The 11,614-nt window shown below is 61.9% G+C and carries 9 protein-coding genes and 1 pseudogene; 8 read left to right on the forward strand and 2 right to left on the reverse strand.

All coding sequences use genetic code 11. The annotated features are described in order from the left end of the window. Positions 1–34 precede the first annotated feature (34 nt). The 7 genes from E3O06_RS07140 to E3O06_RS07170 all read left to right on the forward strand — a co-directional run bounded on the left by E3O06_RS07140 (position 35) and on the right by E3O06_RS07170 (position 9,434). Positions 35–304, forward strand: a complete 270-nt coding sequence (locus E3O06_RS07140) for a metal-sensitive transcriptional regulator (RefSeq protein ID WP_134502300.1) — start codon at positions 35–37, stop codon at positions 302–304. Between the two features lie 1,037 nt (positions 305–1,341). After that, entirely contained in the window at positions 1,342–3,834 is a 2,493-nt protein-coding gene (locus E3O06_RS07145) for a heavy metal translocating P-type ATPase (RefSeq protein ID WP_134502301.1), read from the forward strand. Between the two features lie 2 nt (positions 3,835–3,836). Further along, positions 3,837–7,031 (forward strand): beta-phosphoglucomutase family hydrolase, encoded by a 3,195-nt coding sequence (locus E3O06_RS07150; protein WP_241979961.1) that lies wholly within the window; start codon positions 3,837–3,839, stop codon positions 7,029–7,031. Between the two features lie 204 nt (positions 7,032–7,235). Beyond that, a complete protein-coding gene (locus tag E3O06_RS07155) occupies positions 7,236–7,520 on the forward strand; it encodes a hypothetical protein (RefSeq protein ID WP_206751366.1) in 285 nt (94 codons plus the stop codon). 21 nt (positions 7,521–7,541) lie between these two features. After that, a complete protein-coding gene (locus E3O06_RS18390; RefSeq protein WP_478213380.1) occupies positions 7,542–7,802 on the forward strand; it encodes an EamA family transporter in 261 nt (86 codons plus the stop codon). A gap of 436 nt (positions 7,803–8,238) precedes the next feature. Then, a complete protein-coding gene (locus E3O06_RS07165) occupies positions 8,239–8,751 on the forward strand; it encodes an HAD domain-containing protein (RefSeq protein ID WP_134502297.1) in 513 nt (170 codons plus the stop codon). Then, a complete protein-coding gene (locus E3O06_RS07170) occupies positions 8,748–9,434 on the forward strand; it encodes a haloacid dehalogenase type II (RefSeq protein WP_134502298.1) in 687 nt (228 codons plus the stop codon). The genes E3O06_RS07165 and E3O06_RS07170 overlap by 4 nt, the downstream gene beginning before the upstream one ends. Positions 9,435–9,660: 226 nt before the next feature. Here E3O06_RS07170 and E3O06_RS07175 read toward each other — a convergent pair whose 3' ends face one another. Then, positions 9,661–10,806, reverse strand: coding sequence for a type II toxin-antitoxin system HipA family toxin (locus E3O06_RS07175; RefSeq protein ID WP_134502299.1), 1,146 nt, complete (start codon positions 10,804–10,806; stop codon positions 9,661–9,663). After that, a complete protein-coding gene (locus E3O06_RS18185) occupies positions 10,803–10,937 on the reverse strand; it encodes a hypothetical protein (protein ID WP_255453590.1) in 135 nt (44 codons plus the stop codon). Before E3O06_RS18185 ends, E3O06_RS07175 begins: the two co-directional genes overlap by 4 nt. Before the next feature lie 16 nt (positions 10,938–10,953). On the opposite strand from E3O06_RS18185, the pseudogene E3O06_RS17970 reads away from it, so the two are divergent. Beyond that, positions 10,954–11,402, forward strand: a pseudogene (locus tag E3O06_RS17970) (transposase); the annotation flags it as partial. Positions 11,403–11,614 lie beyond the last annotated feature (212 nt).

Raw genomic sequence — 11,614 nt, forward strand, 5'->3', positions numbered from 1 at the left:
TGTAGGCAGCACGCCTAGCGGCCCTCACGGCTATATCTCCAACAAGGGCGACTACCTGAAGCGCCTGCGGCGCCTCGAGGGACAAGCTCGCGGCATTCAGGGAATGGTCGCGGAAGACAAATACTGCATCGACATCCTCACGCAAATATCCGCGATGACGAGTGCGCTTCAATCCGTCGCCTTGGGTCTCCTTGACGACCACTTGAATCATTGTGTTCTGGAAGCAGCGTCGGCTGGCGGCCCGGAGGCTGACCTCAAAATTCAGGAAGCTTCTCAAGCGATAGCGCGCTTGGTTCGCTCCTAGCGTCGACGCACGGATCGGAACGCGAGCGCGATATGCAGACCAAGTGAGGCGGTCCCGGCACTCCATCAACGTACTCGCGGCTTTTCGACCCGTATTACGATTTCAACGCTGTCGGTGGGTTATTCTGCAAGGGTCCCTGGCGGCGGGTAGACCAGCCGTCAGATTGCAGAGTGGGGGTGACATGATTCGGGATCACGCCGCGCGCCCGGTGGCCGCACCCTCCTTGTCACTTGTGATTGCGTTATTGGCCTTGGCCGTCATGCTCGTGGGCGTTTTTGCAGCTCATTCTGAGGCCGCCGGGCATAACGGGCACGCTCCGGCACCGATATTTTCAGCGGTGACGGGCTCGCTCGACGGATCTCTGGGCACCCTAACCGTCGCTCAGGTCGGTACCGCAATGGCGCTGGTGGCTCCTACGGTCATATCGATGTCCTCAGGCGTGCACGACGGCTCGTTCGATTGCGCTCTGCTCGCCATGGCATGCGCCCTACTGCTCATCGTTGCCGCCTTGGTTGTCCTATCTCGGCAGCCAGCCGTGTACCGGCGGCTGCTCGATGCGGGCGATACCGCGCCTCGGCTGCAGCGCGCGACCGCTGCTCCGATTCATCGGCCTAGCCTTACTCTTCTTTCCATCTGTCGCATTTAGACCGTGGTGCCGCTCCGAAGCCAGCAACTGGCTCTCGGCGCTGTGCTGTGCTGTGCTGTGCCCACACGCTGCCTTCGGAACCAAAGCGCGCACGTTGTTTCACTAAGATGGCCGCTCAACATCAAGGCACTGTGGCAATGACGCAACTCGACGCGGATCGTGCAATTTTGGATGCCCGCGCGCTGGCTCCCTCATCGTCACAATCGATATCCCCTGCAGGCAGGACGTCTTCGACACACCTCGATCACGCGGCCGCGAAAATCCCTGCCCACATATCGACGCTGACTCACCAGGGGTCGCCGGCTCTCGATCACAGTATTACCTCACCGACATGATGTCCGTCCGCGGTGGGGAAGCCACTCAGCCCCTCCAGCAAGAGAGAAATAGGCAAATGCAAACTCGAACCGTGGTTCTCGAAGTCGTCGGCGTCCACTGGGCCTCGTCAAAGTCCATTGTGGAGTCGACCCTGCGCCGTCAACCCGGCGTCATCAGCGTCGAAGCTAATCCTGTCGCACAGACCGCGAGCGTTTCCTACGACCCGGAGGTGACCTCGCAAGCGGATCTGCGAACATGGATCGGGGAGTGTGGATATCACTGCGCCGGGCAGTCCGTCCCCCACCACATCTGCGATCCTGCATCCGACGAGGTGTCGATGGACGGCCATACCGCCGCCGCAGGTGCGCCCGCGTTACATACCGGACATGGCGCGCACGGGCACGCCTCGGGCACGATCGATCACGCCGCGGGTGACCTTGAGGGCCATGCGGCTCACGCCGGGCATCGCGCGCCTGCTCGGACCAGCCAGGATGTTATGGGACATGGCGGCGGCCACGCCGGGATGTCGATGGCATCCATGATCCGTGACATGCGCAACCGGTTCATCGTGGCGGCGATCCTATCAGTGGCGATCACTTTCTGGTCGCCGATTGGGCGCGAGGTCTTCGGGTTCTCTGTGCCGGCACCGTTCGGCGTTCGGGACGACATTTTCACGCTGATTCTGTCACTCCCGGTCATTTTCTACTCGTCGTGGATCTTCTTCGACGGCGCCGTCCGCGCGTTGCGTGCCCGCACCCTCGACATGATGGTGCTCGTCGCCGTCGGAGTCGGAGCGGGTTGGCTGTACAGCCTTTTCGTGACGCTCACGGGCGGCGGCGAGGTCTTCTACGAAGCGGCTACTGTCTTGGCTGCCTTCGTGCTCCTCGGCCATTGGGTCGAAATGCGTGCGAGGGGCGGAGCTAACGACGCCATTCGCACGCTCCTCGAGCTGGCGCCACCACGTGCCGTTGTCATTCGCGATGGAGAATCCGTTGAAGTGCCGACAGCGGAGGTGGTTCGCGGGGACCTCATGCTCGTACGCCCAGGGGCCAAAGTCCCCACAGATGGGACGGTGGAAGAAGGAGAATCGGAAATCGACGAGTCCATGGTGACTGGCGAAAGCCTTCCAGTCACCAAGTCGGCGGGTTCTGAGGTCATCGGTGCGACGGTCAACACCACGGGGACGCTGCGTGTGCGTGCGACGAAGATCGGGGCTGACACTGCCCTGGCGCAGATTGTCGCCTTGGTTCAGGAGGCTCAGAACTCCAAAGCGCCCGGTCAGCGGCTGGCGGATCGGGCGGCTTTTTGGCTCGTTCTGGTTGCCCTGATCGGCGGCAGTGCAACCTTCGCTGCCTGGTTGTTAGCCGGTGCGACCGTGCAAGCGGCCCTGTTGTTCGCCATCACCGTGGTAGTCATCACCTGCCCTGACGCGCTCGGGCTCGCCACGCCGACGGCAATCATGGTCGGCACAGGCTTGGGTGCCAAACGCGGGGTGTTATTCAAGAACGCCACCGCCCTGGAGGTCGCTGCCCACATCGACACGGTCATTCTCGACAAAACAGGCACTCTGACCAAGGGGCAACCTGAGGTGACCGACTTCATCGAGGTCGGGATTGCACGCCAGGAACTGCTAGCACTGGTAGCTGCCGTCGAACGCGAGTCCGAACATCCGCTGGCTGGCGCCGTGGTCAACTATGCCGACGAGAACGGTGCAGAAAAGCTCTCCGCCTCCCAGTTCAGAAACGTGCCCGGCCATGGCGCCGGCGCCACAGTAGCCGGCCGCAGGGTGCTGGTCGGCAACCGCAAGCTCATGATCGCGGAGAAAGTCGATATCGGTCCGATCTTGGCGCAACGTGACGCGCTGGCCTCCACGGGTCGCACCGCAGTATTGGTCGCCGTCGACGGGCAGGCAGCGGGTGTCATCGCCTTGGCCGACGCACCACGCGAGACCGCCGCAGCGGCCATCGCAGCGCTGCACGAGGCGGGGATCCAGGTCGCGATGCTGACCGGGGACAACGAGGCGACAGCTCAGCGAATTGCCGCGAAGCTCGGAATCGATACGGTCATCGCCGATGTCCTTCCGCAGGATAAGTCCGCGAAGGTCGCCGAACTACAGGCCGCGGGTAAACGGGTGGCGATGGTCGGCGACGGTGTCAACGATGCGCCTGCCCTCGCCCAGGCAGACCTGGGCATCGCCATTGGCGCAGGCACCGACGTCGCCATCGAGACCGCCGACGTGGTCCTGATGCGTTCCGACCCGCTAGACGTGCCGATCGCGCTCCGGATCGGCAAGGGCACGGTCCGCAAGATGCGGCAGAACCTGGGATGGGCTATCGGCTACAACGCCATCGCGCTTCCCATCGCGGCCGGAGTGTTTTATCCCAGCCTGGGGTTCATGCTTAGCCCGGAAATCGCGGCGATCTCCATGTCCGGTTCGAGCGTGATTGTCGCCGTGAACGCGCTGCTACTCAAGCGCCTCCGGTTGCCGGCCGCTTCCGATACCGCCACAGCAGTAGCACCACCTTCGAGCACTGACAAGCGTGTGCGTCCTCTTCCCGCCGGTCAGTAATCGTGATCGGCGGGCACGGCTCTCGAGGAGCACATGATCTTGATGAGGTCTATGACGCGGTGCTTTTTGACATGGACGGTGTGGTTACCAACACCGCTTTGGTCCACGCGACGGCTTGGAAACGGCTGTTCGACAAAGTGCTTCAGGACCCGCGTGTTCGACCGACCGATCCCGTGAAATCCTTCGATGCCGTGGCAGATTACCGCAGGTACGTCGATGGGCGCAGCCGCGAGGACGGCGTCCGCGAATATTTAGGTGCCCGAGGGATATTCCTTAACACCGGCGACCTCGACGATCCCCCCGATGCGTGGACTATCGCCGGTCTAGCCGCCCACAAGAACGAACTTTTCTTGGCCGAACTGCAGCGTCAAGGATTGCGCTCCTACCCAGGGACGACGGCGCTGCTGCGCCGCCTGCGCGCTGCCGGCGTTCCCGTTGGCCTCGTCACCGTCAGTCGCAACGCTCGCCAGATGCTCGCAGCCGCCGATCTGACGGATATGTTCGACACCGTCGTGGACGGTCAAGATGCGATGGAGCTCCAACTGCCGGGAAAGCCCGATCCGGCTATGTTCCTCGAGGCGGCCAGACGGCTGGGTGTCCGGCCTGCACGTTCCGCTGTGTTAGAAGACGCGGTTGCGGGGATCGAGGCCGCCCATCGCGGTGGATTTGGGCTCGTCGTGGGAATAGACCGTCAGGGGCAACGGGAGGCGCTCGAAGCCGCGGGCGCGGATGTCGTGCTCAACGATGCCAGCGAACTTGACCTCGGCGTCTCGACCACCGACCCGTGGGTGCTCGTGTATCGCGGATTCGATCCCGCCCACGAGGGACACAGGGAGGCCTTGACCGCGCTCGGCAACGGATACATGGTCACTCGCGGCGCCAGACCGGAACACACGGACGACGGAACGCACTACCCGGGCACGTACTTAGCTGGGGTATACAACCGCTTAGTCAGCAACGTCCACGATCGAAGTGCTGAGGAGGAGCACCTCGTCAACATACCCAACTGGCTCCCCCTTGACATCCGGATTGGTAGCGGACCGTGGTGGTCGAGTGGCGCAGTCAAAACAAGCGACGAACGGCGGGAGCTGAATCTTCGCACGGGCGTATCCACCCGTCGCGTGACGCTGATCTGCCCGCGGCACAATCGCCTGACGGTTGTCCAGCGGTCCTTCATCTCCATGGACGACCCGCATCTGGCGGTCTTGGAAACGACACTCGTTCCGCTCGGGTGGAGCGGCACGATAACTCTCCGGACCGGCATAGATGCCAGCGTCCGCAATACCAATGTCGCCGCGTCCGCGGGGTCAGACACGATTCACCTAGCTCCGCCGAAATTTACTACTTCCAGCGACACCCTTCTCTGCGAGGTCCAAACGAGGTACAGCAAAATACTCATCGCGACGGCCGTCCACATCCACATTGCAGGGGCCGTAGGCGTCTGGGATGGAACAACCTCCAGAATCGGACGCCGCTATCGTAGGGAGATGGAACTGTCCTTGGTGGACGGCGAACCAGCAACGCTGACCAAGACTGCTGCAACGTACACGTCCCGCGACCCCGCAATCGCCTCGCCCGGAGTAGCAGCCCTGGGTCGACTCCGCAACCACGCGGCAGACACCGTAGGCGCGCTCCAACGACATGAGGCGGCCTGGCAGCGACTCTGGCAGCGATTTAAGACGACCCTTGAGGCTGACCCGCAAAGCCAACTCATCCTAAACCTTCATATCTTCCATCTGCTGCAATCCCTGTCCCCGCACACGGCTGAACTGGATGCTGGCGTACCCGCCAGGGGCCTGAACGGCGAGGGATACCGGGGCCACGTCTTCTGGGATGAGTTGTTCGTGCTGCCTGTGCTCGACCTGAGGCTACCAAACGTGGCGCGGGCTCTCCTGGACTACCGGTGGCATCGATTGGGGGCGGCGCGCACTGCGGCGCAGGCGATAGGTCGGCCCGGAGCACTTTTCCCGTGGCAAAGCGGCAGCGATGGTCGGGAGGAGACGCCGACCCACTTGTACAACCCTCAGTCAGCACGATGGATGCCCGACAACTCACGCCGCCAATGGCATGTGGGGCTGGCAGTCGCGTTCAACGCCTGGCAGCACTTTCAGCTAACCGCCGACCACGACTGGCTGGCCGACCGAGGTGCCGACCTCATCATCGAGGTAACACGCTTCTTTGCTGCGTCCGCTGTGCATGATTCGGCGGACGATCGTTTCCACATTTCAGGCGTCATGGGACCGGACGAGTACCACGACGGCTACCCCGATGTCCCTGGCGAAGGGCTCCGCGACAACACCTACACGAACGTCATGGTCGCTTGGGTGTGCGAGCGGGCCGAAGAGTTATTGCAGAGGTTGGCCGGGCACGCCCGCGCAGAAGTTATCGACCGACTGGATATTGGCGATTTGGAACTCGCTCTCTGGTCGCGGCTCGGACGAAGCTTGGCTGTTCCGATCCACGCCGACGGGATACTCAGCCAGTTCGACGGGTATGAAACTCTGCTCGAATTCGACTGGATCGCCTACCGCAATCGCTACGGGAACATCGGCCGACTTGATCTTATTCTCGAGGCCGAGAACGACAGCACCAATCGGTTCAAACTTGCTAAGCAACCCGACGTCATCATGCTCGTCTACCTACTCGGGCAGGCGGGCCTGAGGCAGCAGCTCGCCCGACTCGGCTACCCCCTGACCAAAGCAGACCTCGCACGCACGATCATCTATTATCTTGAGCTCACCTCCAACGGATCCACGCTCAGTCGAGTGGTTAGCGCCTCCGTCCTGGCCCAGCTGGACGAATCCCGGTCCTGGTCGCTATTTCGGGAAGCACTCATCGCCGATCTGGACGACACTCAGGGAGGCACCACTCGGGAAGGCATCCATCTTGGAGCCATGGCGGGAACGGTGGACGTCGTCGCACGCTCCTTCGCTGGTCTGCAGTTTGCATCCGACCGAATCAGTTTCGCACCGCGGCTTCCGCCGCAGCTTAAAAGTCTGTCCTTTCAATTTGCCTACCGCGGCCACCGTATTGAAGTGGATCTAGACCATGAAGCCCTGCGGCTTCAACTACTTCCCAGCGAAGCCCCACCGATCCGGTTTATATCAGTGTCGACCCAGGTGTCCTTAGCCGGGGGTGGATCCCATATTTTCACTCTGGTCCGGCCCCTTCGTCACTCTGCACATCGAAAGGGCTAAACCCATGACCAAGATCACAGCCGGTCTCAGCCGCTACGAGATCATGGACAGGCAGGCGGACGACGCAGTTCAGCTTCTACCGCGGTGGCAATCCATTCGAGATACAAACATGGTCACCGGGTGGTGCTCAACCCCGACGAACCGGGGAAAGCCGTGATTTCTGAACGCGAGCCCCGCGAGCCGAGGCCCTGGACAATGTTGGGAATGACGTTCGCGTGGGGTTCGTGTTTTCTCGCGATCACCAAAGCACTGCAGGATTCCACGATTCTTTGGCTCGCTGCCCTTCGCGCCCTCATCGCCGGTGCCGTCCTATTGCTGGTGGCCGGATATAAACGTGCGCCCAATCCGCGCACGCGAAAAACGTGGACGCTGATCGCCAGAATCGTCCACGCAGATGCAGTAATCGTGGCTGCCGGGCAGCTTCTGATCGGCGGGGCCGTTCTTGCCCTTGTCGCTGTCGTAGTCGAGGGCCCTCCCGTAATCGACTGAAATCTGCGGTTCATCAGTGCATTGCTCTTCATGTCGTTAGCGGGAACAGCTGCTGCCATCGTGATCTGGCTCACCGAGGTCCGGCGCGCTCGATTGGATACGCTGACGACCTGGACGCTCTTAGTACCCATCTTTGGCATCATCCTCTCGGTCGTGGTGTTGCAGGAGCGTCAGAGTATCTGGGGGTGGATTGGAACAGTTGTCGTCATCGCGTCCACGATCCTCGTGACCGTGACGACTCGACAAAGGACACATACACGAAGCACGAATCTGATCAGTTAGCCGCGCACACTGCGGAGGAAAAAGACGAGGAACACAGATGACGCTTCACGCCGAGTCATCTGCTGACAACCTCGGATCGTTGGCCCGTTAGGACCTCGTGACAATCGGTTTTTCATTTCTTCCATGATGCCGTTCGGCTGCGGTCGGAGTATGTGCGGTGCCGACCGGCGCCACGATGTCATCGTTTCGACGCCACGACTTCACGACAAACGGGTAGAACGAAGCCGCTGGGAGCGCCCACGGGTTGCGACACTCTCGTGTCACGGTCAGTAGCGGATGGACATCGCGTGGATCGCGACTTGCCAGAAAACACGGGGTATTAACTCGATGTCCCAACTGCTCGCCTGACACATCTGAGTAATATCGCGGGGTCGTAAACCCTCCGAGGTATCGTGTCAGCGGCCAGCTCGTGGCCCGCTGCGCCTAGGCTCGACTGATGACCACACGCACCGTTCTGATCCTGCTCGACGTTGATGGGGTACTGAACCCTCGGGTCGTTGACCAGCGCCTCGTACTCGATCCGCCGCGCGCGGACCTCGTGCGACAGCTCGCGGCCCTCGGATCCATCGTGTGGGCGACCACATGGTCTCCCACCCACACTTTTCACCTGACGAAGGACCTCGGCCTTTCCTCGGCGACCGAGGGCATCGCCTTTCCGCACGACCTGCACTTCGACCCGTCGACTCCCGCACCGACCGCGAAACTGCACTGGGTCGCCCGCTGGCTGACGCGACAAGATCCTGTGCCCGATGCGGTGATCTGGCTCGACGACATCCTGCGCCAGGACGCCCGCGACTGGGCCATCGCGCAGGCTCGGCCCACCCTCCTGGTGCAGCCCGATATTAACGTCGGCCTCACCGCTCAGCACGTCGACGAGATACGTCGCTTCATCGCCGGTCTCGCGCAAACGGATGCCGTCACCTCTACCACGTCGGGGAGCGCACTATGAACAGCACACCATCAGTAATCGTGTTCGACGTCAACGAAACCCTGTCCGACATGTTCCCGCTGAGCGCTCGGTTCGCCGAAATCGGCGCCCCGGCTCACTTGGCCCGGATCTGGTTTGCCGCCCTCCTCCGAGACGGATTCGCCCTCGCTGCCGCGGGCGGAACCGCGAAATTCTCCGCGATCGGAGCTGAAATTCTGCGCGGAACCCTCAAGGACGTTCTCCTGACGCAGAGGGTCGACGACGCCGTGGCCCACATCATGAACGGCTTCGACACACTGAACCTGCACCCGGACGTTGCCGACGGAATAGCCCGGCTGAAGAGCGCGGGGCTGCGCCTCGTGACCCTTTCCAACGGATCCGCCTCGGTGGCCGAGTCACTGCTGACGCGCTCCCGGCTGCGCGGCGAATTCGAGGCCATACTCACCGTCGAGGACGCCCCGGCGTGGAAGCCGGTTCGAGCGGCCTACGATTACGCCGCGGCGGCCTGCGGAGTTGCACCGGCGGACATACTCCTCGTGGCGGTACACCCCTGGGACATACACGGGGCAGCACAGGCTGGCCTCAGCACCGCATGGCTGAACCGCAGCGGCGACGTCTACCCGAGCTACTTCACAGCACCGGACCACACGATCAGTGCCCTGGGTGATCTAGCGGAGCTGTTTGAGGGCCGGATCCCGGCCTGATCTCTCGGTGCGCAGCCGATCAGTCCGAGCAGCAGGGCGATCTTCGCTCAGGACACACTAGGTGCGGACTGATACCTCGGTTGATCTCGACTTCTCTGGACCTGATCAGGAGATTCTTGTGTGAGATCTAGTCACGATTATCTCAACACCTCGGCCCATCCTGGTCGGTCTCGGGCAATAACGTTGAATATAAGGGTGTGCGTCAAGTCTTCACCTGCCCACCTTGCTACCCGTGGGGCGTCCACTGAGGAGATATCTTGGTAAACCGCGCAATGTCGTCCTGGAGCCCGGTGTAGGCCTGCACAACCGGAAGCTCTGAACAAGTAAAAGACTCCACGGCCTCAAGCACGGACGTGATGATCGAACGGGGAGCGCGCAGTTTCCACGCCTCGGCTTCGGCGACGAGGTCATCGTCAGTGATGGCCGCGTGGCTGTACTTTCGGTTGATGGCCAGAGCCATTTTGCCGTCGCTGACGAGGTGCGTCTGCGGAACGACATCATATGCGGGGGTGATCCTCGTGCTGCCATCCGGGAGGTGGAGCATGCTGACGTTCTTGCCGTGCATATCGAGGTTGCCCACGGCCTGCGAGACGGTCAGGAGTCGGAGGAGCTGCTCGACGGAGGTGCGGTCGCCGTCGCGACCGAGGACATCCGCTATGCGCTTGAGGGAGACGTTACCGCCGTACTCCTGGTACTTCTCGTTCTTCGATGCGCCAGGAGCTTGGTTCATGTCCTCCTGGTGAACGCGTCCCTGTGGCGCGTCCGGTGATCGGTCATAGCGCTCGATGACGAGACCCGGCACTCCGCCGAAATTTCCGATCCATGTGTCGAGCGTGGTGAGACCCGCCGCTTTGGCCGCTCGGAAGCCGTATTCCTCATCGAAGGTTATGGTTGGGTAGCGCACCGACGGTGGCTTGATGATGTGGGTCGACGGATACCCCTCGGGGACTTGAAACCAGTAGTCATCCTGTCGAGCGAGCACGATCTTATCTTGCACCCCCGCCAGGGAGGTGCGTCCCGATCTCGGACGATTCCCGAGAGGGGCGGCCTGCGTGTTGACGAGCATGCGTCCGACCTCGGCCGCATCAACGCTGGCCCGGGCTGGCGTGCGCGGCTCCCCCGGAGCCTCTGGATCGTATATCTGGATAGCACCGGCGACATCTCGTCCAAACCGTGCCAACAGCGCAATGGTGTCGTCGGTGGAGACTCTGATCTCGGCGGCGAGGTTGTCGAGATCCGTGCCCTCGGGCAAGAGTTCGGCGAAGAAGTTGCGTCTTCGCGTAGCCCTGCTGCGATTCCTGACCAGGCCGAACGGAACCGATGCGGAGAGGATCGTGCTGCCGAGCCCAAAAGTCTCGATGGCGCCGATCACCGTTCTCCGTACGGAATGACGCGCAGCAGGGGAAGGCCGGCATCGGCCTGCTCAATGAGCCCCTCGCCCTGCACTTCGGAAACGCCCAGCTCTTCGGCACCGCAACCCTCCACGAGCCTTTTGCCTCGCAATGACCTTCGCCGAGACCAGCTGACGATCCACTCCGACAACGGCTCCTCGATGGCGTCGAAACCCGTCGCATTCCTGCTCGCCGACCTCGGCGTGACCAAGTCGCACTCCCGCCCGCATACGAGTAATGACAATCCCTTTTCGAATTCGCATTTCAAAATTCTGAAGTACCGGCCCGAGTTCCCCGACCGGTTCTACACCTCGCCGAAGCACGCTCGTTCTGCACCGAATTCTACGACTGGTACAACGGCGAACATCGTCATTCGGGCATTGGTATGCACACCCCGTTCAACGTTCACCACGGCCCCGCACCCGCTATCCAACACGCCCGCGCCCGCGTTCTCACGACGGCATATGCCGCCCACCCGGAACGCTTCGTGCGACATCACCCGCAGCCACCAACGTTCCCGACGACGACCTGGATCAACGAACCCGAAAAGGAAGGAACGAACTCAATGACCGGCTAAAGAAACTGACTCACAAAGGTTGACATCTTCCGCCCTCGCCGCCCTCAACGGCACGGGCCCGCCGCTTATCTGTGGCGAGTGTGAGTTGCCCATGGAGGAGGTCTGAACCGTCCCTGATTTCCTGCCGCTTTCTTTCTGGTGAAAGGATTCGGTTATGCCCAAGAAACACCCAACAGAGGTTCGCGAACGAGCGGTCCGTATGACGCTTGATC

This window comes from Cryobacterium glaciale (assembly GCF_004402535.1).
Taxonomy (GTDB): Bacteria; Actinomycetota; Actinomycetes; order Actinomycetales; family Microbacteriaceae; genus Cryobacterium; species Cryobacterium glaciale.